Origin of the sequence: Marinobacterium iners (assembly GCF_017310015.1) — a bacterium.
GTDB classification, from domain to species: Bacteria; Pseudomonadota; Gammaproteobacteria; order Pseudomonadales; family Balneatricaceae; genus Marinobacterium; species Marinobacterium iners.
This window is the reverse complement of sequence record NZ_CP022297.1, coordinates 368,033-391,113: the sequence shown is the minus strand read 5'-3', so window position 1 is coordinate 391,113 and position 23,081 is coordinate 368,033. Positions and strand designations below refer to the sequence as shown.

The window sequence follows — 23,081 nt, the reverse complement described above, 5'->3', positions numbered from 1 at the left end:
AAGGTTCCTGTCCCTTGGACGACGCGTCGATAAGCACACTTACCGCCATCCTGGTTCTGCTGATCTTCTGTTCAGCATTTTTCTCCAGCTCCGAGACCGGGATGATGTCCCTCAACCGCTACCGACTGCGCCATTTGGTCAAGAGCGGTCATCGCGGAGCACGCAGGGCCAATAGTCTGCTGGAACGACCGGACCGGCTGATTGGCCTGATTCTGATCGGCAACAACTTCGTCAACATTCTCGCTTCCGCCATTGCCACCGTGATTGCCGTCCGCCTCTGGGGGGACGCCGGCATTGCCATCGCCACCGCTGGACTGACGCTGGTGATACTCATTTTCGCTGAAGTATCACCCAAAACCATGGCCGCTCTGCACCCGGAAAGAATCGCTTTTCCCGCCTCCTATATTCTGAAGCCGCTGCTGAAGCTGGCTTACCCGCTGGTTTGGGTCATTAACGGGATTACCAATGGTTTCCTGCGTCTATTTGGCGTCAACGTCAATGATGCCGGCAACGAACACCTGAGTACCGAGGAGCTGCGGACCATCGTACATGAGGCGGGCTCACTGCTGCCCCATCGCAACCAGTCGATGCTGCTCGGAGTACTGGAACTGAATGAGGTCACGGTCAACGACATCATGATTCCGCGTAACGAAGTGGAAGGAATCGACCTGGATTTGGAGATGGATCAGATTCTGGAGCTGTTGTCCAAAACCGGGCACACGCGTCTTCCGGTTTATCGCGGCGACATCAACAACATTGTCGGCATCCTGCACATGCGCAATCTCGCCCAGCTTATTCAGCAGGGCAATCTGACCAAGCCGGCCATCATGCAGGTTGTGCATGAAGCCTACTTTGTTCCAGAAAGCACACCCCTCCAGACTCAGCTGCTCAACTTCCAGCGCCACAGCCGCCGCATCGGTGTCGTGGTGGACGAATACGGGGATGTTGAAGGGATCGTGACACTGGAAGATATTCTGGAAGAGATCGTGGGAGAGATGTCCAATGACCATGATGACCTGAACCAGGAGATACACCCACAGGAAGACGGCAGCTTTTTTATCGATGGCAGCGCCTACATCCGTGAAGTCAACAAGGCTCTACACTGGAGCCTGCCGACTGACGGCCCCAAGACACTGAATGGCTTGATCACGGAAATTCTGGAGTCGATTCCGGACGCCAACGTCTGCCTGGAGGTATCTGGCTATCGAATGGAAACCCTGCAGATCTGTGACAACTTGGTCAAAACCGTGCGCATTACCAAGACAGCCAAGGCCCTGGAAAGCTTCTAAACTCTGGCGAGATCACAGCATCTCACCCTGTTCCCGCTGCCGAATCAGCGCCCAGACCGCCCGCTTCTCGTCATTATTCATGCTCCCCCAGCGGCTGATCTCCTCGCCGCTGCGGTGGCAGGCAATGCAAATATCACCCTCACCCAGTGCGCACACACTGACACAGGGGCTCGGCACCGGTTTTTCATCGGCATATTTATTCATGCTCGGTCTCGCGGTGTTCGGGGCGGGGTCGCATCGGAATGTCGGCATCAAAACCCACATTAAGCAGCTCCGCCAGAATATAGGCTGTCAGACCCCATATCACCTCACCCTGCCAGTGCCAGGCGGGTACGTAGCGCATCTTGCCGGCAAAATCGATCTGATCAAGGCGTCGGTTGGCCGGGTCAAGCAGGTAGCTGAGTGGTACCCGATGGATGCTGTCAATCTCGCCGGGATTGGGTTCCAGCGGCAGACGCGATGGAATCACTCCCACCCAAGGGGTCACCTGCAACAGGTGTTTTGAGACAACTTGCCCCAGTGAGCCGATCACTTCAACCTGTCCCGGCGGCAGGGCAATTTCTTCTTCAGCCTCGCGCAGCGCGGTTGCCAGCAAATCAGGGTCTTCAGGATCTCGCTTGCCGCCAGGAAACGCCATCTCTCCACTGTGAGTAGAAAGGTAGGGCGAACGCAGGGTTACAATCACTTCCGGGTCGGCGCTATCCGTGAGCGCCAGCAGCACTCCGGCTTCACGCCCAGCCGTACGCAGCCGCCAGGGGCGATGTCGTTGCAAGCGATGACGCAGTTGGTGAAGCGGGTCAGACATGAAACGATCCATTTGTGGACGGGATCACTATAATACCCTGCACGACAGGCATCAGCGACCCTGCTTGCACCCCGCCATTGCGGGACGTTACCCTGCCAACTCTGAACCGGAACAGGCACCGCCAATGAACTTCTGCAGCCACTGCGGCGAACGCGTTAGCTTGAGAGTACCCGAAGGCGACAACCGACCAAGACACGTATGCGAAAGCTGCGGTCGTATTCATTACCAGAACCCGCGCATCATCGCCGGCTGCCTGCCGGTGTACGGCGACCAGGTGCTGCTGTGTCGCCGCGCCATCGAGCCACGCTATGGCTACTGGACGCTGCCGGCCGGGTTTATGGAAAACGGCGAGTCCACCGAGCAGGCTGCCCTGCGGGAAACGCTGGAAGAGGCCCAGGCCAGGGTGCAGCTTAAGCAGCTTTACACGCTTACATCCATTATCCATGTCAATCAGGTGCAGCTGATTTATCTGGCAGAACTGGAGCGCCCCGAATTCGGCATCAGTAACGAGACGCTGGAAAGCCGCCTGTTCAGTGAAGATGAAATCCCCTGGGACCAGCTGGCTTTTACCACCATTCGGAACGCCCTGCGCTTTTACTTTGCGGACCGGCGCGAGAACCATTTCCCGTTGCGCCATATTGAGATGGAGCCCGGTACCGACAGCCTGCTGCTCAAACCCTGATTAGCCTGCCGCCGAAAGGCCGACCATCTCGATCTCCTGCAGGAATCGAGTGTAGTCGGGGCTGTCCTGGCGGCTGTAGTTCAGGTTGCGGAACAGACCACTGAGGCGGACAAAGTGCTCACGCACCTGCTCCTTTTCCTCCAGCTTCAGCGGGTGGTCCAGACAGCGCACCAGTAATCCGAACAACTCCTGCTGACGACTGAGCGAGGTGGAAGCATCGACGTCGTCGAAGGCATCCTGTTGCAGATACACCTGATCCAGACACTGAGCCTTCTGGAAAGTCAGATAATCGTCCAGGGTTACCCCTTCCTCACCGGTTACCTGCATCATCTGTTGAACCTGTTCGCCGTCACGGATCAGCTCAATCATGCGCTTGACCTGCCCGACCCAGCCGTCGGATAGCTCGCGCGTAAACCAGTCTTCCAACTGATCCAGATAGCGTGACCAGGAGATCAGCGGATCCACCGCTGGGTAGGCGCGCTTGTAAGCGCGCTCGGCACTGAGGCCGAGAAAGGTTTTCACCGTACGCAGGGTGGACTGGGTCACCGGCTCTTCAAAGTTACCGCCTGCGGGCGATACGGTGCCTATCAGCGTCAGGCTACCGGTACTGCCGTCGTTGGTCTGCACCATACCCGCCCTTTCGTAAAGTGCTCTCACGGCCGAGTCAAGATAGGCAGGAAACGCCTCTTCACCGGGAATCTCTTCAAGGCGGCCTGACGTTTCACGCATAGCCTGTGCCCAGCGCGACGTTGAGTCCGCAATGACCAGTACGTTATAGCCCATCTGACGGTAGTATTCGCTGATGGTAATACCGGTATAGATCGATGCTTCGCGGGCAGCCACCGGCATTGATGAGGTGTTGCAGATAATAACGGTACGGTCCATCAGCGTACCGCCACGCGGGTCGGGCAGGTTGGGAAATTCGGTAATGGTTTCCACCACCTCACCGGCGCGCTCGCCGCAGGCCACGATCACCACGATATCGACGTTGGAGTAGCGCGAAATCAGTCCCTGCAATACCGTCTTGCCGGCACCGAAGGGGCCGGGGATGCAGGCAGTACCACCCAGCGCCACCGGAAAAAAGGTGTCGATCAGGCGAATGCTGGTCAGCATGGGCTGTTGTGGAAACAGCCGCTGGTTGTAGCCTTCGCGCAACAGATCACGGTTAACCGGTACACGCACCGGCCAGCGCTGTTGCATGCTGACTTCACGCTCCTGACCATTAGCCAGCCGCAGCCGAACCACCGGGGTTGCAACACTGAAGCTGCCCTCCTGCACCCAGCTGACCTCTGCTTCGCCGCGCAAATTGAACGGCACCATAATCTTGTGGCTGAACTTGCCTTCAGGCACACGTCCCAACAGATCACCGGCCTTGACCCGGGTACCCACTTTAACCACTGGCTGGAACGACCATTTCTGATTCTGATCGATACCGTCAACGGCTAGGCCACGCGGCAGAAAAAAACCGTGCTGGCCGGCGATCAGTTCCAGCGGATTCTGCAAGCCATCATAAACCTGCCCCAGCAGGCCCGGCCCCAGCGCTACGGAGAGCATCTGTCCGGTTTGCTCAACCGCATCACCGATGGCCACACCACGCGTGGTCTCAAACACCTGCACATCAGCTTCGCCATGGCGCACCCGAAGCACTTCGGCCTGCAGCTTTTCCGTACGGCCAGCCTCACTCCGCTGCGGACAGATCAGTACCACTTCGTTTTTGGTCAGAGGGTAAAACTCACCCTCTGCATCACGCAGCATGCGGATACTGACAATATCATCATGCACGCCGGTCACACGTGCGGTCACGGTATTCGCTGAACTCATTATCCTGCCTCTGTCACTGAGTGGAGAGTCTCATCCTGTTTGAATCCTGCCAACGCGCTGGTTACCAGCCGGCTGAACTGCTCCTGCGCCTGCTCACCCTGCCAGCGCAGCCGGTATTCGGCAATCGACCAGCGCAGGCGGTAGGCGGCCACGGCAGTAAAACTGAAGGGGTTACACTGCTCAAGCTCACGCAGCTGCTGCCAGAACCAGACCAGCAACTGCTGCTCCAGCTCAGCACTTTGACCCTTTTTAAGCATACTCTGGGCTTCAACCAACCATGGAAAACGCCCGCCAAGGGAAAAGTCGGACTCCTGCCAGTGGCGCCGTATCAGCCACACCAGATCACCGAAGCCCTGAAACCCATTACCCTCCGACTGCCCCGCCAGCCGATAGCGCTGAGCGGCAATCAGGGTACGCCAGACCAGGTGCTGTTCCAGCAACTGCTTCAGCGCGTGGTCCTGAATCTGTGCCAGTTCCTGCTGCCAGTGCTGGACTTCATCCCGGTCAGACAACTCTTCATCACCATCACGCTCACGCTGAAACAGACGCAGCGCCAGTGCCAGCTGCCGCTGATCCGCTGCCTCGAGCATGCCCAGCCGCTTTTCCAACTGCAGAATCGAGATCGGCAGCTCCTTGAGCTGATCCATGCGTGCCGGCAAGGCCGGCAGTGCAGGAATGAGCGTGTAGTAGGAAGACGAGGACACTAGCGGATCACCCCTTCCAGTATCGCTCTGAAGCGTGGCTGCAGGTGACGCAGCAGCAATTCTGCCAGCGCACGGTCGCTCAGGTCGATCTCGGTAGCCTCGCCATTGGTCCGAATCCTGATTCCCTTGCCATCATGGGTATCCAGTACTATACCCTCGCGCAGCAACACGCTGAGCTGCTCCTGCACGTACTGGCTTAGCTGGCTGGCTCTGTAGGCCTGAGGATGGCGCCGCAGCTCTTCCAGACCAATGAAATCAGCCGGCAACAGCAAGTCAATTTTTTCCATACTGGCCAGATCAGCATCACCACAGGCCTGCAGTACCACTTCACGGATCAGTTCACGCATGAACGCATGGCTGTCCAGCTCCTCGCTGATCAACAGCTTCACCCGGTCGGCAAAGGTCCGCGACAACATCTCACGCACCTGCAGATTCATGTCGCGAGCGGCCATTTTCAATGCGTCTTCGCCGGCACGCTTCATGCGCTCAGCCTCATCATGCGCCTTGCGCTTGAGCTCATCCGCTTCCTGACGCGCCTGCTGCAGCAGCCAGTCAGCGCGGTGCTCGGCTTCTTCTATCAGCTCGGCTGCACGCTGCTGGCCCTGCTCGACACCCTGCTCTCGCAGGCGCTCGATCAGCTCTTCAACGCCGGACGCTGCATGGCTCTTAACCTGCTCGGTCATGGTCTACCTCCTCAGGCCGGAATGCCGGCGCTGATCACCAGAGCAAAAATGAAGGCAAACACGGCAAAGCCTTCCACAATGGCGGCTGGCGCAATCGACATACCGAATATTTCCGGCTTGATTTTGGAAACGTTGATCGCGCTGGCACAGCACTGCCCCTGCCGGACCGCACTGAACAGCAGCGCCAGACCCGCCAGAATGCCAACGGCAAACAGACCCGGCGCATTGTCGATATTCACCTCACGGTTAAGCGAGAACATCACCACGATGCCATAAATGGTCTGTGACGATGGCATAGCGGCAATGCCGACGTATCGCCCATGTCCGGTTTCCGTTTCCAGCAGCGCGCCGCAGGCAGCCTGCCCCGCCAGTGCACAGCCAATGATGCTGCCAATAGCACCCAATGCCATGGGGCCATACAGCCCCGCCCATCCCAGTGCCAGTATCAGGTTGTCCAAGGGTTCACCTCCCGTTTGGTGAAAGGTTGAAATGCGTAGCCTTCATCCGCAAGGCTCCAGTTGTAGAACTCGATCAAATTCAACCGCAGTCCGTGAATCACACCACTGACAACGGCCAGTACAAAATTGAGCAGGTGCCCCAGCAGCAGGATCAACACCTCCAGCAGCAGCCCCATGCCGGGAACGGCAGCCGCAACGTCGCTGGCGAGCTGGTTGAAGGTGATGGCCAGCGAAGCGCTGGCCAGCCCAAGTGCAAACAGACGTAGATAGCTGAGTACATCACCGAACATTTTTGACAGTCCGGTCAAGGCCATCAGGCCATCAATCAGCCGCCACATCCAGTTCTTCGCCCCCTGCCATGGACGATGGCTGGAGCAGAGCAGAATCGCCAGCACGCCCGCGGCCAGCATGGCCCATTCAATATCGACCTGCTGCCTTAGCCAGGCGCTAACACCGGCCAGAATCAGTACAATCCAGCCCAGCGGGGCCAACATGACAGTGCTGCCTCGACTGCGCCAGGCCGTAATCAGGTTTGCCAAGACCAGGTGCCCGGCTCCCATGATCACTGATATTTTCATCATGCTGTCGAAATCATTCATATCAAACAGCTTCAAACCCTCCAGCTGTTCAGGCGGAGCGGCACCAAAGTAGCTGCCCACCAGCGCACCCCAGGCAGCTGAAAACAGAGTGAGCGTTACCCCGAGCGCCCTCAGACGGCGACCGGTGGCACTTTCGCCCATGCGGCGCCAATAAAATCCAAGCACCGCTGCCAACAGAAGCGCATAGCCGGCATCCGAGATGATCAGGGCAAAGAAGATGGCAAACGAGAAAAAGATCACCCGCGATGGATCCCAACTGCGGTAACCCGGCATCTGGTAGAAACGGACAATCTCCTCGCCGCCGGAGATGCGATCAGGGTTCTGTAACAGCGTGGGTGGCAGATCGTCTTCGGCAGGTGCTTCAACCACCAGCGCCAGCCCCTGTCGGCGGGCAAAGCTTTCCAGGGCGTCCTGCTGCTGCGCTGGAAACCAACCCTGCAGCGCAAACACCTCTTCAGTATCCAGCGTCTGCCGACTGACCTCTTCACGCTCGGCCTCATCTTCATTGCCGGCAAGTGAACGTTGCAGCAGATACAACCAACGGGTAAATGCCTCGCGCTCGGCGTCCAGAGCTTCCAGCTCAATTTCAAGGTCTTCCAGTTGGGCATCAAGCTGCTCAAGCGGGACCGAGCCGGTGTGAGTCCGAGGTACCGGCATCTGGTTACTGCGGGGCTCTTCTCGAGAGATGACAGCCACATAGGAGTTGCGGTTGTCACGGTGCACGACAGCCCAAGGCAGCTCATTGCCTTCCAGCTCATGCATACGGTAATTGGGCACCAGATAGAACCAGAGCAGCTGGCCATACAGGCCCTGCTCGCCGGGGAGATTAAAGCTGCCCCAGGGTTCCAGATCCTTGATACGCTTGCGCAAAAAGTCGCGCTGCTCGTTCAATTCCAGTCGTTTTTTGCGATTTTTCAGGACACCCTCAAGTACCTGTCGCAGGCTGAAATGGCGCTCCGTGGTCACTTGCTTGCGCTTCTGCGGACAACTGAGCAGATACCGAATAGCCTGCTGCAGCTGTTCGGGGTGTACACCATCGAGTAACGCCACCTCAGGTTCCTGCGATTCATGGCGCAGCGGAATGACATGCACAAGCCCCAGCGCCTGCAGCTGGTCCAGCACCTGAGCCTTGTCCTCGGTCAACCCGATCAAGGTCGCCTTTTGCAGCGTTACAATACTCATTGCAGTGCCACCCTGGCCCGTTTCCCCTTGGCAATCTTGGCCCGCACGACCCCTGCACGCTCGGCATCCGAAAGGGCGATGCGGATACGGCGGATATTAGACTCGGTACGGGGAATCAGGACCTTATCAAACAGGTTAAGGCGCTGTGTCGTTTTTTGCAGCGCCTCTTCAAGACGTTCAAGCCGTACCCGCTCAACCTGCTGCAGCACTTTCAGCTCAAGCATCTGGCCCATCAAATCCACTGCACGGTCGACCCACTGCGGCATTGCCAGTCGTGAGTACTGCGCTCTGTCCAGCTCAACACGCGCCACGCGAGGCAATTCAATGCCCACCAGATTATCCAGCTGGTGCTCAACCCGTTGAATCCTGATCAGGCTGTTCAGGTCGAGCCGCGTCTGGGCCAGCATGGGAATTTGCTCAGCTACACTGGCGTTGATCTGATGCTCATCCTGCTGCAGCTGCTCCAGTACACGGCGAGACTTCATCCGCGCCGCCAATATCTGTTTGCGCTTGAGATCCAGTGCCGGAACGAACTGGCGGAAGGATTTCAACCGCTGGTTTTCATGGTTGAGCGTGCTCTTGTTGAGCGCCAGCTTTGCCATAACCGATTCAGCCTGCCTGCTGCTGTGGGAAATACTTGTCGATCAGCTGTTGCTTCATCAGCAGCTCTTCCGGCTTGAAGCATTCAGCCAAGGTCTGCCAGCACTGGTCCAACGCCTGCTCCAGCGGCATGGAGACACTGATGTCCATGAAGCGATCGCGGAACAAGTCACCAAATTTCAACAGCCGCTCATCATACTCGGTCAGATCAAAGGACATCGCCTGCTTTTGCTGCGCATCACGCGCTTCGGCATAAAAGCGAACCATGGTATTCATGATCTGACCATGATCCTCACGGGTCACCTTGCCGATCACGTGTTGCTTCAGACGCGACAGCGAGCCGAAGGGATCGAGCACACCGTTGTGCAGATAAAACTGTCCCTCGGTGATATAGCCTGTGTTGTCAGGCACTGGATGGGTGACATCATCACCCGGCATGGTGGTCACCGACAGGATAGTCACCGAGCCTGCGCCCTTGTAGTCGCAGGCCTTCTCGTAACGACGCGCCAGCTGGGAATAGAGGTCACCGATATAACCTCGGTTGGAGGGCACGTGTTCCATGGATATGCCCACTTCTTTCAGCGCATCGGCATAGGCGGTCATGTCGGTGAGCAACACCAGCACCCGCTTGCCCTCTTCCACGGCAAAACGCTCAGCCACCGCCAGCGCCATATCCGGTACCAGCAGGCCTTCTACGGTGGGGTCGGAGCCCAGGTGCACGAACATCACGGTGCGTGCGCTAACACCGGCCTCTTCGAAAGCGCGGCGGAAAAAGTGATAGTCATCGAAGATCAGGCCGATACCACCAAAGACCACCACATCCGCATCGGCGTTAGCACCGATCTGCGCCAGCAGGCGGTTGTATGGCTCACCGGCCACCGAGAAGATGGGGATTTTCTGGCTTTCGACCAAGCAGTTGAACACATCGATCATCGGCACATCGGTGCGGATCATACGTGACGCCAAAATGCGCCGGGCCGGGTTGACGGTGGGGCCATCGATTTCGATACGGGTTTCTTCGGACAGACTGGGACCGCCGTCAATGGCGCGTCCGGAACCGGAAAAGGCGCGTCCCATGATGTTCGGCGAAAAAGTCACCTGCATCGGATGACCTAGGAAACGAACCCCGGCCTTGGTGGACAAACCTTTGGTGCCGGAAAATACCTGCAGTGAGACACTGTCGCGATCCAGCTGAATCACCTGCGCCATGTACGGAGGCTGATCCGGGTCGAGGATATTTTCGATCAACGCCAGATCTCCATAACCGATGGCGGCAACCTCGCCCTCTTCAGGCTCAGGCACGTGGACTTTGACGATATCACCCACGATCTCAAGAATGCGCGAGTAGCGAACCAACAATTGTGTCACACCGACTTCCTTCTCATTTGCCATCACACTCAGAATGCGGCCAGCGGGTAGACCTCGTAGGCGACTTCCTCATAGGGGTGCGCCTGCTTCAGGGCTGCCACAGCTGACTCTATCAGCTCATCACTGCAGACCATTTCTACCTTCCATTCAGTTACTCGTTCCAGCTGATGCTGCCGGCCCAAGTGGGGATTGGAGCCATCAAGCGGACGAAACTGCCCCGTACCAAGAGATTGCCAACAACACTGATCATAATCGCCGATATGGCCAACGCCAACTGCAAACAAAGCCTGCTTAACCGCTTCACAGTTGGCTTCAGGGACGAAAAAACAGAGTTTGTACATGCTTGTCTCCCTGCCAAGTGCCTTCATCGATCTACACCATAGCGCCAACTGTGCAGCCGCAGCAAGCATCGAAATCAGGATGCCAGCTCAAGGTGACACAAACATTGCGCGCAGTCATATCGAGTAGGGTGAGGCGTCGCCGCCTCATCCCTCTCACAGAACCGTACGTACGGGCCTCGTATACGGCTCATGTCAGTAATTGACCCCGAGCATGGGGACAGAGATGCCGGTTCTCCCTTGGGTCAAGTCCATTAACCCTAGTTCTTGATGCAGATAAGCGTTGGGGATCGACTGGTGGGCCAGTGGAGACGCCGCATTGTGCCAGCTATTCATCTTGATCGACTTGAACGGCGGACGATAGCCCAACTGTTTCAGTCGACGATGCAGCCGGCTCGGTTTCTTCCACTGTTTGAGCTGAAGGCAGCGTAAACGTCGCCTCAGCCAGCCCATTACCTGTTTCAGTATGCGCGCACAGTGGGCGACCCGGAAGTAGTTGGCGAAGCCCCGCAGCACGGGATTCAACTCTCGGATTGTGTCCGCAAGTCCTGTGCCACGGTTTCGCTTTGTCAGCGCTTTCAACTTCTCTTTCAGTTTCAGCACCTTCTTGTCCTGAATGCGGGTGTAATCTGTATGGATTACGACACCCAGGAACTTGATCCCATCATCGCTGTGTGCAATATGGGTCTTGGTGGCATTCACTGTCAGCTTCAATGCCTCTTCCAGATACCCTTGAGCCACTTTCAGCGCGTTCTCCGCTCCAGCCTTTGAACAGCACAGGATCAGGATGTCGTCCGCATAGCGGACGATCCGATGGCCCCGCGCCTTCATGAACTGGTCGAACGCATCCAGATAGACGTTCGCAATCAGGGGACTGATTACGCCGCCTTGTGGGCTGCCCAGATCCGTCTTTTCAAACTGGTGGCCCACCATTACCCCGCTCTCAAGGAACTGACGCAACAGTGACAATACACTGCCGTCCGTAATCCGTCGGCGGAACTGGCGGATGATCAGATCGTGATTTAGCGTGTCGAAGCATTTCGACAGGTCCATATCCACGACCCACTCACGTCGATAGCGACGAATAAACAGCGTCGCCTTGCCTATCGCGTGATGGCCACTGCGTCCCGGACGATACCCGTAGCTTGACGGATGAAAGTCCGGATCAAAGATCGGTTCAATCAGGCTGCGCACCGCTTGTTGCACGACTCGGTCTCGAACCGTTGGAATACCCAGCTGACGCTCTCCACCATCGTCCTTGGCGATGGTAACGCGTCTGACAGGCTGCGCTCGATAGCGCTTTTCCTTCAGTTCAGATAACAGGCATGACAGCTCCACCTCCAGATTCGCTTCGAACGCAGCCAGGCTCTGCCCATCGACTCCGGCCGCACCTCGGTTGCGTTTGACGTGTTTGAAGGCTTGATACAGACGCCGCATCGACAGCAACCGTCCGTAAAGACTGTAGTATTTCCTCATACCTGCTCATCTCTGTGATGACGACTCCGGAGGTTGGTTTGGCTGCCGGTCTGTTTCGAGCGATCTGTCCGGGTACTAGCACATGGGCAATCTGCCGCCACAGTCTCGTTCTACTCCCGTGTTCGGTGAAAGCCAAAGCAACCGCATTCCTGCAGCGCCTCAACTCACGTCCCCACCCCGTCGGGTAGCTTGTGAACACAGCGTCCACCGTCCTTTCGTTGTGCGTCATACTCATTAATGACTTCCGCCCTTCGCATCCGAGCCAAGGCTTTTGACCTTGCCCGGCCCACTGGACCTCCGCCAGCGGTCGTTCCGGTTTTATCCTCCACACTGTTGCCAGGCTTCTCAGGCCGAAACTTCATCACTACTACGGCTTCATCTGCCACCTCACACCCGCTGTGGCCTTGGCTTTCGCCTTGAGCCTCAACGTCCGATCGAGCCGGATAGGGTGTCAGGCTTCCCCGGTTACTGCACCGGCTCCCTGTTAACGATTCCACCCTCAAGCACAGCACAGGTCTGACCGAGTATCGGGCTTCGCGCTATTTTGCACGCTTACCCACCTGCACTGCCGAAGCAGGTTCACTTGCGTTGTGTACCGTTAACGTCCTATGGCTTCCTTCAGACCCTGCCGTTGGCCAGCAATGCCCTTGCCAGTCGGATTGTCTTCCCCTCAGTCAGGGTGACGCCACCTTCTTTCAGGTGGCCGGGTTTGCCGGCTTCGCCGGGCAAACAAAAAAGCCCGCTACTGGAGCGGGCAGAGGGAACAACAACGTGTTGAGTTCAGTGCAGGCCCAGTACGTCCTGCATGTCATACAGTCCGGTTTGCTTATCGCCCAACCAGCCTGCGGCACGGACTGCGCCCTTGGCAAAGGTCATGCGACTGGAGGCCTTGTGCGTGATCTCAATACGTTCGCCTTCGGTCGCGAACAGCACTGTGTGATCACCGACAACATCTCCGGCCCGGATGGTTTCAAAGCCGATCTCTTTTGCAGGACGAGCACCGGTTTGCCCTTGACGACCATATACGGCACAGGTCTTCAGATCACGTCCGAGCGCATCAGCAACGACTTCTCCCATCCGCAGAGCGGTACCGGACGGCGCATCAACCTTATGTCGATGGTGCGCTTCGATCACTTCAATATCGTAGCCACCGTCATCACCCAGTGCCTTGGCAGCGATCTCAAGCAGCTTAAAGCAAAGGTTTACTCCCACACTCATGTTGGGAGCGAATACCAGCGCCGTTTTTTCCGCAGCCTGTTTCAGCTCTTCTTTCTGACTCTCATTCAGGCCGGTAGTTCCGATCACCATTTTTTTGCCGTTAGCAGCACAGAACGCCAGGTTCTGCAGGGTGACTTCCGGCGTGGTAAAGTCGATCAACAGGTCAAAATCGGATGCTACATCGTCCAGACTGCCAGCCAATTTGACATCCAGCCTGCCCACTCCCGCCAGTTCGCCGGCATCAGCACCAATAAGTGAGCTGCCAGGCTCAACGATGGCAGCACTGAGACTGACATCATCAGCCTGTTGCAGTGCTTCAATAATGGTTTTTCCCATACGGCCGGCTGCGCCGGTCACCGCTACTCTGATCATGCACCTGCCCCGCTGGTCTGTATCCATTTACCTGATTGTGTGATGATCAGGTCATATCTTCAAAGAACTTTTTAACCGAGTCGAAGAAACCGTGTTTCTTCGGGCTGTGCTTGCTGTTGCCTTCTTCAGTGGCATCCGCAAATTCTCGCAGCAGCTCTTTCTGGCGACTGTTCAGATTAACCGGTGTTTCGACGATAACCTTCACCATCAAATCACCTACGCTGCCGCCTCGAACCGGGGTCACACCCTTGCCACGCAGGCGGAACAGCTTGCCGGTCTGGGTTTCGGTCGGGATCTTCAGTTTGACGCGGCCATCAAGTGTCGGCACGTCAAGCTCACCACCCAGTGCCGCATCCACAAAGCTGATCGGCACTTCACAGTAAAGGTGCTTGCCATCACGCTGGAAAATCGCGTGTTCACGCACATGTACCTGTACATAAAGATCACCCGCCGGACCACCATGCGAGCCAGCTTCACCTTCACCGGCCAGTCGAATGCGATCACCTGTATCAACACCGGCCGGAATCTTAACCTGCAGCGTCTTGGTTTTTTCCACCCGGCCCTGACCGTGGCAGCTGTCGCAGGGGTCGGAAATGACCTTACCCTCACCACGGCAGGTTGGGCAGGTCTGTTGTACAGAGAAGAAACCCTGCTGCATCCGCACCTGCCCCACGCCACCACAGGTAGAACAAGTCTTGGCACTGGTGCCTGGCTTGGCGCCACTGCCATCACAGGTTTCGCAGCTGACATAGGTGGGGATCTGCAGCGTTTTCTCACACCCGCGTACCGCTTCTTCAAGCGTCAAATCGAGGTTGTAGCGCAAATCGGCGCCACGCTGTACGCTGGAGCGGCGGCGCCCACCACCGCTTCCACCGAAGATGTCGCCAAAAACATCACCGAAAATATCTGAGAAGTTACCTTCAAAGCCACCACCTCCGAAGCCACCCATACCACCCTGGCCATCCACGCCCGCGTGACCAAACTGGTCGTAAGCCGCTTTTTTCTGGGCATCCGACAGCACTTCGTAGGCTTCGCTGATCTCCTTGAACTTGTCTTCAGCTTCCTTGTCGCCCGGGTTGCGGTCGGGGTGGTATTTCATCGCCAGCCGACGATAGGCTTTTTTGATATCGCGATCGGAGGAGTCGCGCGATACGCCCAAAAGTTCGTAGTAATCCTGTTTTGCCATGATCCGAATCTGACCCGTCAGGTTTGACTCCAAAGAGCCGGACATGACAACGCGGGCAGAAGCCCGCGTTGTCACACTGCAACGATCGACACTCGCGAACGCTTACTTCTTGTCGTCGTCTTTGACTTCTTCAAACTCGGCGTCAACGACATCGTCCGCGGCATCCTTTTCACCCGCTTCGCCACCGGCCTGTTCAGCCTGAGCCGCATCAGCGTACATTTTCTGAGCCACCGCTGACAGCGCTTCGGTCAGAGTTTCAGTCTTGCTCTCAATGGCTTCCTTGTCAGTGCCCTTGAGCGCTTCTTCCAGATCCTTGATAGCCGATTCGATCTTCTCTTTTTCATCCGCAGTCGCTTTGTCACCTGCATCTTTCAGGGTCTTGTGTGCGGTGTGGATCATCGCATCACCCTGGTTGCGCGCGGTGGTCAGCTCCTCGAACTTCTTGTCCTCTTCGGCATGCGCTTCGGCGTCACGCACCATCTGTTCGATCTCATCATCATTCAAGCCGGAAGAGGCCTTGATTACGATGGACTGCTCCTTGCCGGTAGCCTTGTCCTTGGCGGACACGTTCAGAATACCGTTGGCATCGATATCGAAGGTCACTTCGATCTGCGGCATGCCACGAGGTGCCGGCGGGATATCGGCCAAATCAAAACGACCCAGAGACTTGTTCTGGCTCGCCTGTTTGCGCTCGCCCTGTACCACGTGAATGGTCACAGCCGTCTGGTTGTCGTCTGCTGTCGAGAACACCTGCGACTTTTTGGTCGGGATAGTGGTGTTCTTTTCAATCAGGGAGGTCGCAACACCACCCATGGTTTCAATACCCAGAGTCAGCGGAGTGACGTCCAGCAGCAGTACGTCTTTCACATCACCGGACAACACCGCACCCTGAATGGCAGCACCGATGGCAACCGCTTCATCCGGGTTAACGTCCTTGCGCGGCTCCTTGCCGAAGAACTCAGCTACTTTCTTCTGTACCAGCGGCATGCGGCTCTGACCACCGACCAGGATCACCTCATCAATCTCGGACACAGACAGGCCGGAGTCTTTTACCGCAATACGGCAAGGCTCGATGGAACGTTCGACCAGCTCTTCAACCAGTGACTCCAGCTTGGAGCGTGTCAGTTTCACGTTCAGGTGCTTCGGACCGGTCGCATCAGCCGTGATGTACGGCAGGTTGACGTCAGTCTGCTGTGCGGAAGACAATTCAACCTTCGCTTTCTCACCAGCTTCCTTCAGACGCTGCAGCGCCAGCGGGTCGTTGTGCAGGTCGATTCCACTTTCTTTCTTGAACTCATCCGCCAGGTAGTTGATAACCGCCAGGTCGAAATCTTCACCACCGAGGAAGGTGTCACCGTTGGTTGCCAACACTTCAAACTGGTGCTCGCCATCCACATCGGCAATCTCGATGATGGAAATATCAAACGTACCACCACCGAGGTCGTATACGGCAACGGTCTTGTCGCCCTTGGACTTGTCCATGCCATAAGCCAGCGCAGCCGCTGTCGGCTCGTTGATGATGCGCTTCACTTCCAGACCGGCAATTCGGCCTGCGTCTTTGGTGGCCTGGCGCTGAGAGTCATTGAAGTAGGCCGGTACGGTGATCACTGCTTCAGTGACCGGCTCGCCGAGATAGTCTTCAGCGGTCTTCTTCATCTTTTTCAGCACTTCAGCCGATACCTGCGGCGGAGCCATCTTTTTGCCTTTTACATCAACCCAGGCATCACCGTTGTCGGCCGCAATGATTTTGTAAGGCACCATCTTGATGTCTTTCTGAACCACCTTGTCATCATAGCGGCGGCCAATCAGACGCTTGATGGCATACAGTGTGTTGTCCGGGTTGGTAACGGACTGGCGCTTGGCCGGCTGGCCAACCAGTGTTTCGCCGTCATTGGTATAGGCGATAATGGACGGTGTGGTGCGATCACCTTCCGCATTTTCAATCACTTTGGTCTTGTCGCCGTCAAGGATCGCCACGCAGGAGTTGGTGGTGCCCAAGTCGATACCGATAATTCTGCCCATGTCTTACTCCGATCTTTCTGTGACCCGTATTGGGTCAAAAACTGTTCAATTAGCCGTTGTGCATCTATATGGGTACGGCAGCGCGTTTTTCAACTCCGGCCTTCAGCCTTTTGCTACCATCACCATAGCAGGACGTACCAGACGGCCATTCAGCAGGTAACCCTTCTGTACCACTGTGACGACCGTGTTAGGCTCAACACCTTCTGCCGGCACCATGGACATCGCCTGGTGGTGCTCCGGATTAAATACTTCACCCTGCGGATTCAGTTGCTCCACATTGAATTTTTCCAGACTCGAGAGGAACAGCCCCAGTGTCATCTCGACACCTTCACGGATCGCCTTGACCTTCTCTTCATCGCCCTGACTGGCTTCAATTGCACGCTCAAGACTATCCACCACCGGCAGCAACTCTGTCGCAAATTTTTCCAGACCAAACTTGTGTGCCTTTTCCACATCCTGCTCGGCACGGCGGCGAATGTTCTGAATTTCGGCCTGCGCACGCGGTTTGAGCTCAACCAGTTCCTTTTTCAAAGCGTCAACCTCAGCGCGGGATTCTTCCAGCTGCTGGATCAGGCTGACTTCCGTCTCTTCGGCAGCACCTGGCTCTACAACTTCACCTTCGGCGACCAGCACTTCAGGTTCGTTTTGAACCGGCTCGACGGCTTCATTCTGATTCTGCTGCTCTTTCGACATCAGGTCTCTCCAACTGACACTTGAGTATTGGCGTTGATGGCATCTATATGGGGCTCTCTCAGATGGATTCAACCGGCAGCAAGATTTTTTTCAGCTGGGGATTGCAGGTATCGATCAAATGGCTTATACAGTAAACACTGTATAAATAACCACGTGTGATTATCATGCTGACCCAACTGACCATCCGCAACTTCGCCATCGTGAGCGACCTTGAAGTCGAGCTGGATCGAGGGATGACCGTCATCAGCGGCGAAACCGGCGCCGGCAAGTCAATCATGCTGGACGCCCTCGGACTCTGCCTGGGTGATCGAGCTGACAGTGACAGTGTCAACAGCGGCTCAGAGCGCGCCGAGCTCACGGCCAGCTTTGATATCCGCACAATCCCACAGGCCAGGCTGTGGCTCAGCGAACACGACCTGGAGGGTGACCCTCAGGAATGCCATTTACGCCGTGTCATCACACGTGAAGGCCGCAGTCGAAGCTACATCAATGGTCGCCCCACCCCTCTGGCATTGCTGCGCGAACTCGGCCAGTACCTGGTCGACATTCATGGCCAGCACGAGCATCAACGGCTGTTGAAAAAGGATCATCACCGGGTGCTGCTGGACGAATTCGGAAACCATACCGAGCTGACTGAAGAAGCACGCCGCCTATACCACAAATGGCGCCGCCAGCATGCCGAGCTTGAACAACTTACCCAAGTATCGGACGAGCGCAATGCACGCATTCAACTATTGAGCTACCAGGTCGAAGAGCTGGAGCAACTTGCGCTGACGCAGGGAGAACTGGAGCAGCTGGAACATGAGCAGCAACTGCTGGAAAATGCCGGTAGCCTGTTAGGCACAGGTCAGCAATTGCTCAATATCAGCCATGAGGATGATAGTCTCAACTGCCAGTCCATGTTGCATCACTGCCTTCAGCTGCTGCAGCAGCTCGGCACGGAAGATTCGCGTCTGCAACAGGCCAATGAAATGTTTAACAGCGCACTGATACAGGTGGAAGAAGCCGGTCGCGAGGTCCGTCATTTTTTGGAAGCAGTAGAAATCAACCCCGAACGCCAGCAGGAGGTGGAAGAACGCCTGACGGCCATCTACGATGTAGCGCGCAAACACCGCTTATTGCCTGAGCAGCTTATTGAGTTCCAGCAATCTCTACAGCAGGAGCTGATGGGCCTGACCCGATCCGACAACGAAATTGAATTACTGGCCGACGAAGTAGAATCGGCCTGGCAGAGCTACCTCAAAACCGCCGCTGAGCTCAGCCTTGCACGGCAACAACAGGCCGAGCACTTGGACCGCTTGGTGGACGCTCAGCTGCATGCCCTTGGCATGCCTGCCGCCCGTTTCAGTGCGTGTCTGACGCCACTGGATACTGAGCGCTACAGTGCTAGCGGCCTTGAAGAGGTCGAGTTCCTGATTAGCACCAACGAGGGCCAGCCAGCCCGTGCACTGGCAAAAGTTGCATCAGGTGGTGAACTGTCCCGAATCAGCCTGGCGATACAGGTGGTTACGGCACAGACATCCAGCACCCCAACACTGGTATTTGATGAAGTCGATGTGGGTATCGGTGGCGCCATTGCTGAAGTGGTCGGTCGGATGCTGCGTGAACTGGGTGAACGGGTCCAGGTTTTGTGTGTAACACACCAGCCCCAAGTGGCGGCACAAGGGCATCAGCACCTGTTTGTAAGCAAAAAGGGACAGAAAGGTACATCCCAGACCCGGGTATCAAGATTGAGCGAGGCCCAAAGGGTAGAAGAAGTTGCCCGCATGCTGGGCGGTGTCGATATTACGCGGACGTCAATGGAGCATGCACGAGAAATGCTGTCAGCCTGAGCGGCTGACAGCAAGGTTGCCTACTTCTTGTCGTCTTCTTCACAACCGCCCTTGCAGACACCGTAAAGATAAAGCGTACGGTCAGTAATGGTAAAGCCAAGCTGGTCCGCAACCTTGTCGAGGATTTCGGATACCTTGGGCTCAGTAAACTCGCGTACTCGACCACACTTTACACAGACCACATGGTCGTGATGCTCGTCGCGCGCCAATTCGAAGACAGAATGCCCACCTTCAAAGTGATGACGCGACACCAGACCGGCTGCTTCGAACTGAGTCAGAACACGATATACCGTTGCCAAGCCGACATCTTCGCCAAGCTCCATCAGCAGCTTGTATATATCTTCCGCACTGAAGTGGTCACCTTCGCCGGCACGTTCGAGAATTTGATAAATTTTGACCCGCGGCAGAGTCACCTTCAGTCCAGCTTTCCGCAGTTCCTGATTTTCCAGTGCCATATTAGGTCTCAATCACTATGCTGTTCGGGATTTGCAATGTTAGACTCCATTATCTTTGTTTAGGCATGAAAACGGAAGCCATTTACTGATGCGAAAGGTTCTTCTCAGCACAACACTTGCCCTGATGATCGCCGGCTGCTCCGAGTTCCCAGGCGTTTACAAGATCGATATCCCTCAGGGTAACGTGGTTACTCAGGAGATGGTCAACCAGCTGCGCCCCGGCATGACGCACTCTCAGGTGCGCTATGTCATGGGTACACCACTGATCAGCGACACCTTCAGCGAGGGACGCTGGGACTACCTGTACAGCATCAAGGAGGGGGATGGCCAGCGTTACCAAGAGCGGGTCAGCGTTTTCTTTGAAGATGGCAAGCTGACTCGCCTTAGCGGCGACTTTCGTCCCGGGGTAGCGCAGGATCAGTCTCGCTAGTCGATTATACGATGCGGGGAATCACTCCCCGCCCCCCTGTTTCGTTTGCTCTGATGCCTTTTCCGCTTTCATTTTAGCAGCTCGACGAGCACGGACTTCCTTGGGGTCCGCAATTAACGGCCGGTATATTTCAACCCGATCACCATCCTTCAACACTGTCGTCGCAGGGTCCTTTATCGCCTTGCCGAAGATTCCCATCGACGCGGTCGCAGGATCAACACCGGGAAACAGCTCAGCAATTCCAGAGCGAACAACAGCCTGGTAGGCCGTACATTCCTCATCTACCTGCAGTGCAATGATTTTCTGCTCGTAAGGTAACGCATAGGCTACTTCGACACTAATCATTACGCCTCCTGACCCAATACTGTATCGGCACGCATCACAAACGCATCGACCAATGTCGTCGCCACCGAGTTAAACACCTTGGACATGGCAAGCCCGGTGAGCTTGCCCTTGAATTCAAAATCCATCTGCAACTCTACTTTCGAAGCGTCCTCACTCAGGGGGGTGAAGGTCCATTTACCCCTGAAAGACGAGAACGGCCCCTCAACCAAAGTAATCTCCATTGAGTCTGGGCGCTGCAGGAAATTTCTCGTGGTAAAGCTGTACTTCAGCCCGCTCTTTGCAAGATGCAGAGTAGCAACCAGCTCCTGAGAAGAGTCAGAAACAACATCGGTCGACGCACACCAAGGCAGAAATGCCGGATAGTTACGCACATCATTTACAAGATCGAACATTTGCTCAGCTGAATGCAGCACCAAAGCGCTGCGGTTTACCTGTGTCATAGCATCCTCATGGTGATCACCGACTCAGGCCAGCTTGTCGTACAGGTTGACCACAAAAATCACTGCAACCGCAACCGGGGCGATGAACCGAATGGTGAACTGCCATGCACTGTAAGCACCAGAGCTACCCAATGCCAGTTCGTCGCGAGTCATCTTCTGTGTCAAAACCCAACCCGCGTAGACTGCTATCAGCAACCCACTCAACGGCAGCATGATATTGGCAGTAATAAAATCCAGGAAATCAAAGATACCCATGCTGAATATCTTGATATCCGCCCAATGATTGAACGACAGCAGTGATGCAATCCCCATCAGCCAGATGATGAAGCCCAGTAAAGCGGCTGCGTGAAGACGCTTGAATCCAAAACGCTCCACAACCCAGGCTGTTGCCGGTTCAAGCAGGGAGATGGCCGAGGTCCATGCTGCAACACCTACCAAGAGAAAGAACAGAAAGCCAAAGACCTGTCCTCCCGGCATTTGACCAAACGCAACCGGAAGGGTGATAAACATCAGCCCGGGACCTGCCCCCGGGTCCAGTTGGTTGGCAAACACAATTGGGAAGATGGCCAAGCCTGCAACCAGCGCAACCACCGTATCCAGTACCCCTATTGTCAGGACTGTGGCGCCAATTGAATCCTTTTTACCCATATAGGAACCATAGGCCATAATTGCCCCCATACCCAGCGACAGGGTAAAGAAGGAATGTCCCAGAGCCACCAGTACCGCATCCCATGTCAGTGCATCAGGGTTAAAGCTGAACAGGAATGACCAGCCTTCGGCGAAGCTGCCACTGTTGAGTGAGTATCCAAGAAGCACCAATAGCAAAAGGAAGAGGGCGGGCATCATGATCTTGGTTGCCCGCTCCAGCCCCTTGTTTACACCACCTGCTACAACCACGACCACCATCAACACAAAGACAGTGTGCCAAATCAGCATCTGATCCGGGCTTGCCAGCAGCGACTCGAATTTCTTACCGGCAAGGTCGCTGCCTATATCAACAAACTGCCCCGTACCCATACCTGCGATGTAGTGCAGAACCCAGCCAGCCACCACCGAGTAAAAAGAGAAAATGATGTACCCGGCCAGCACACCCAGCCAGCCAATCAAGCCCCAGCGAGGATCCCTGCCAGCTTCCACAGCGGTTTCGCGCACTGCGTTGATCGGGCTTTGCCTGGCACGACGGCCGACCAGAATTTCACCCATCATGATCGGTATGCCAACCAGAAGAATACAAACCAGATAGACCAGCACAAACGCGCCGCCACCATTTTCACCCGTGATATAGGGAAACTTCCAGATGTTACCCAGGCCAACTGCAGATCCTGTTGCTGCCAGAATGAAGATCCAACGGTTCGCCCATGAACCGTGCATAGACTGCTTTGACTGCATAGTGCTCTCAGGTTAAAAATTTCATGAACCGCAATTGTTCATATTTCGGACAAGGGTGACAACCTTTTGCTGCATCTCTACGCTCAAACACGAGATTAATTACTCTGGGACAGCTATATCACCCGCTTTCAATGCGGACAGTCGCTCTATATAATCGCGCCATGGCGAAAAAGAAGAAGTCCCCCGGCGGAAACACCATCTGCCTGAACAAGCGTGCCAAGCACGAATACACCATCGAAACCCGATTCGAGGCCGGTGTGTCTCTCAGCGGCTGGGAGGTGAAAAGCCTGCGCGAAGGCCGTGGCCAACTGGTCGACTCATACGTTGTCTTCAAAAATGATGAAGCCTGGCTTGTAGGCGCACACATCACACCCCTGATCTCAGCCTCAACACATTTTGTCACCGAGCCCAGGCGTGATAGAAAGCTTCTGCTGCATCGACGCGAGATTGAAAAGCTGACTACCGCCGTCGAGGCCAAAGGCTACACCTGTGTAGCATTGGCTCTTTACTGGAAGAACGGCATGGTCAAGTGTGAAATTGCGCTTGTGAAGGGAAAGAAACTGCACGACAAACGCGCTGACGAGAAAGAAAAAGACTGGAATCGACAGAAACATCGCGAAATGTCTGTTGCAGCCCGTTGAACCTTTTCACTTTCTTCCGGTCTACAATGCCGGTACAATGACTCGTTACATAT

The 23,081-nt window shown here is 55.9% G+C and carries 24 protein-coding genes; 5 read left to right on the top strand and 19 right to left on the bottom strand.

The features are described 5' to 3' along the window. Nucleotides 1-14 precede the first annotated feature (14 nt). Nucleotides 15-1,289 (top strand): HlyC/CorC family transporter, encoded by a 1,275-nt coding sequence (locus tag CFI10_RS01950; RefSeq protein ID WP_091822739.1) that lies wholly within the window; start codon nt 15-17, stop codon nt 1,287-1,289. A 12-nt stretch (nt 1,290-1,301) separates the two neighbouring features. On the opposite strand, the gene CFI10_RS01945 is transcribed toward CFI10_RS01950, so the two are convergent. Both CFI10_RS01945 and CFI10_RS01940 read right to left on the bottom strand, forming a co-directional pair. After that, the gene (locus tag CFI10_RS01945; protein ID WP_091822743.1) at nt 1,302-1,493 is read right to left on the bottom strand and encodes a DUF1289 domain-containing protein; all 192 of its coding nucleotides are present in this window, start codon (nt 1,491-1,493) and stop codon (nt 1,302-1,304) included. After that, on the bottom strand, nt 1,486-2,094 hold the full coding sequence (locus CFI10_RS01940) for a CoA pyrophosphatase (RefSeq protein WP_206838712.1): 609 nt from the start codon (nt 2,092-2,094) through the stop codon (nt 1,486-1,488). Before CFI10_RS01940 ends, CFI10_RS01945 begins: the two co-directional genes overlap by 8 nt. A 124-nt stretch (nt 2,095-2,218) precedes the next feature. Here CFI10_RS01940 and CFI10_RS01935 point away from each other — a divergent pair, with 124 nt between their 5' ends. Further along, complete coding sequence (locus CFI10_RS01935; RefSeq protein ID WP_206841842.1) at nt 2,219-2,776, top strand: NUDIX hydrolase; 558 nt, start codon at nt 2,219-2,221, stop codon at nt 2,774-2,776. On the opposite strand, the gene CFI10_RS01930 is transcribed toward CFI10_RS01935, so the two are convergent. The 13 genes from CFI10_RS01930 to grpE all read right to left on the bottom strand — a co-directional run bounded on the left by CFI10_RS01930 (nt 2,777) and on the right by grpE (nt 17,496). After that, nucleotides 2,777-4,597 carry a V-type ATP synthase subunit A gene (locus CFI10_RS01930; RefSeq protein ID WP_206838710.1) on the bottom strand — a complete coding sequence of 607 codons (1,821 nt, stop codon included), beginning with the start codon at nt 4,595-4,597 and terminating at the stop codon, nt 2,777-2,779. It lies immediately after the preceding gene. Continuing rightward, nucleotides 4,597-5,301 carry a hypothetical protein gene (locus tag CFI10_RS01925; protein ID WP_091822751.1) on the bottom strand — a complete coding sequence of 235 codons (705 nt, stop codon included), beginning with the start codon at nt 5,299-5,301 and terminating at the stop codon, nt 4,597-4,599. The genes CFI10_RS01930 and CFI10_RS01925 overlap by 1 nt, the downstream gene beginning before the upstream one ends. After that, nucleotides 5,301-5,984, bottom strand: coding sequence for an ATPase (locus CFI10_RS01920; RefSeq protein ID WP_206838708.1), 684 nt, complete (start codon nt 5,982-5,984; stop codon nt 5,301-5,303). Before CFI10_RS01920 ends, CFI10_RS01925 begins: the two co-directional genes overlap by 1 nt. An 11-nt stretch (nt 5,985-5,995) precedes the next feature. Further along, nucleotides 5,996-6,442: an ATP synthase subunit C gene (locus CFI10_RS01915; protein WP_091822756.1), complete on the bottom strand. Its 447-nt coding sequence runs from the start codon at nt 6,440-6,442 to the stop codon at nt 5,996-5,998. Further along, nucleotides 6,430-8,223, bottom strand: coding sequence for a V-type ATP synthase subunit I (locus tag CFI10_RS01910; protein ID WP_206838705.1), 1,794 nt, complete (start codon nt 8,221-8,223; stop codon nt 6,430-6,432). The genes CFI10_RS01915 and CFI10_RS01910 overlap by 13 nt, the downstream gene beginning before the upstream one ends. Continuing rightward, nucleotides 8,220-8,825 (bottom strand): V-type ATP synthase subunit D, encoded by a 606-nt coding sequence (locus CFI10_RS01905; protein WP_206838703.1) that lies wholly within the window; start codon nt 8,823-8,825, stop codon nt 8,220-8,222. Before CFI10_RS01905 ends, CFI10_RS01910 begins: the two co-directional genes overlap by 4 nt. 7 nt (nt 8,826-8,832) lie before the next feature. Beyond that, entirely contained in the window at nt 8,833-10,191 is a 1,359-nt protein-coding gene (locus CFI10_RS01900) for a V-type ATP synthase subunit B (protein WP_206838701.1), read from the bottom strand. Nucleotides 10,192-10,220: 29 nt separating this feature from the next. Then, nucleotides 10,221-10,532 (bottom strand): YqfO family protein, encoded by a 312-nt coding sequence (locus CFI10_RS01895; RefSeq protein ID WP_091822765.1) that lies wholly within the window; start codon nt 10,530-10,532, stop codon nt 10,221-10,223. A 192-nt stretch (nt 10,533-10,724) separates the two neighbouring features. Beyond that, nucleotides 10,725-12,005 (bottom strand): group II intron reverse transcriptase/maturase, encoded by a 1,281-nt coding sequence (gene ltrA, locus CFI10_RS01890; protein ID WP_206838699.1) that lies wholly within the window; start codon nt 12,003-12,005, stop codon nt 10,725-10,727. Between the two features lie 780 nt (nt 12,006-12,785). After that, entirely contained in the window at nt 12,786-13,595 is an 810-nt protein-coding gene (dapB, locus tag CFI10_RS01885; protein WP_206838697.1) for a 4-hydroxy-tetrahydrodipicolinate reductase, read from the bottom strand. Between the two features lie 46 nt (nt 13,596-13,641). After that, a complete protein-coding gene (gene dnaJ, locus CFI10_RS01880) occupies nt 13,642-14,781 on the bottom strand; it encodes a molecular chaperone DnaJ (protein WP_091822928.1) in 1,140 nt (379 codons plus the stop codon). Between the two features lie 102 nt (nt 14,782-14,883). After that, nucleotides 14,884-16,803, bottom strand: a complete 1,920-nt coding sequence (gene dnaK, locus CFI10_RS01875; protein WP_206838695.1) for a molecular chaperone DnaK — start codon at nt 16,801-16,803, stop codon at nt 14,884-14,886. 102 nt (nt 16,804-16,905) lie between these two features. Beyond that, nucleotides 16,906-17,496, bottom strand: a complete 591-nt coding sequence (grpE, locus tag CFI10_RS01870; protein WP_206838665.1) for a nucleotide exchange factor GrpE — start codon at nt 17,494-17,496, stop codon at nt 16,906-16,908. A gap of 164 nt (nt 17,497-17,660) precedes the next feature. Between grpE and recN the strand changes: the two genes are divergently transcribed. Continuing rightward, entirely contained in the window at nt 17,661-19,328 is a 1,668-nt protein-coding gene (gene recN, locus CFI10_RS01865) for a DNA repair protein RecN (protein ID WP_206838662.1), read from the top strand. Between the two features lie 20 nt (nt 19,329-19,348). Here recN and fur read toward each other — a convergent pair whose 3' ends face one another. Further along, complete coding sequence (gene fur / locus CFI10_RS01860) at nt 19,349-19,783, bottom strand: ferric iron uptake transcriptional regulator (protein ID WP_206838659.1); 435 nt, start codon at nt 19,781-19,783, stop codon at nt 19,349-19,351. An 88-nt stretch (nt 19,784-19,871) separates the two neighbouring features. On the opposite strand from fur, the gene CFI10_RS01855 reads away from it, so the two are divergent. Continuing rightward, nucleotides 19,872-20,213 carry an outer membrane protein assembly factor BamE gene (locus tag CFI10_RS01855; protein WP_206838649.1) on the top strand — a complete coding sequence of 114 codons (342 nt, stop codon included), beginning with the start codon at nt 19,872-19,874 and terminating at the stop codon, nt 20,211-20,213. Between the two features lie 21 nt (nt 20,214-20,234). On the opposite strand, the gene CFI10_RS01850 is transcribed toward CFI10_RS01855, so the two are convergent. From CFI10_RS01850 to CFI10_RS01840, 3 genes are read right to left on the bottom strand one after another with little or no spacing between them, the layout of a single operon-like run. Further along, nucleotides 20,235-20,558, bottom strand: a complete 324-nt coding sequence (locus CFI10_RS01850) for an RnfH family protein (protein WP_206838646.1) — start codon at nt 20,556-20,558, stop codon at nt 20,235-20,237. Further along, nucleotides 20,558-20,998: a type II toxin-antitoxin system RatA family toxin gene (locus CFI10_RS01845; protein WP_206838644.1), complete on the bottom strand. Its 441-nt coding sequence runs from the start codon at nt 20,996-20,998 to the stop codon at nt 20,558-20,560. The genes CFI10_RS01850 and CFI10_RS01845 overlap by 1 nt, the downstream gene beginning before the upstream one ends. 24 nt (nt 20,999-21,022) lie before the next feature. Continuing rightward, nucleotides 21,023-22,387: a sodium-dependent transporter gene (locus CFI10_RS01840; protein WP_206838643.1), complete on the bottom strand. Its 1,365-nt coding sequence runs from the start codon at nt 22,385-22,387 to the stop codon at nt 21,023-21,025. A 161-nt stretch (nt 22,388-22,548) separates the two neighbouring features. Between CFI10_RS01840 and smpB the strand changes: the two genes are divergently transcribed. Continuing rightward, nucleotides 22,549-23,028 carry an SsrA-binding protein SmpB gene (gene smpB, locus CFI10_RS01835; RefSeq protein WP_091822791.1) on the top strand — a complete coding sequence of 160 codons (480 nt, stop codon included), beginning with the start codon at nt 22,549-22,551 and terminating at the stop codon, nt 23,026-23,028. The last annotated feature ends 53 nt before the right edge of the window (nt 23,029-23,081 follow it).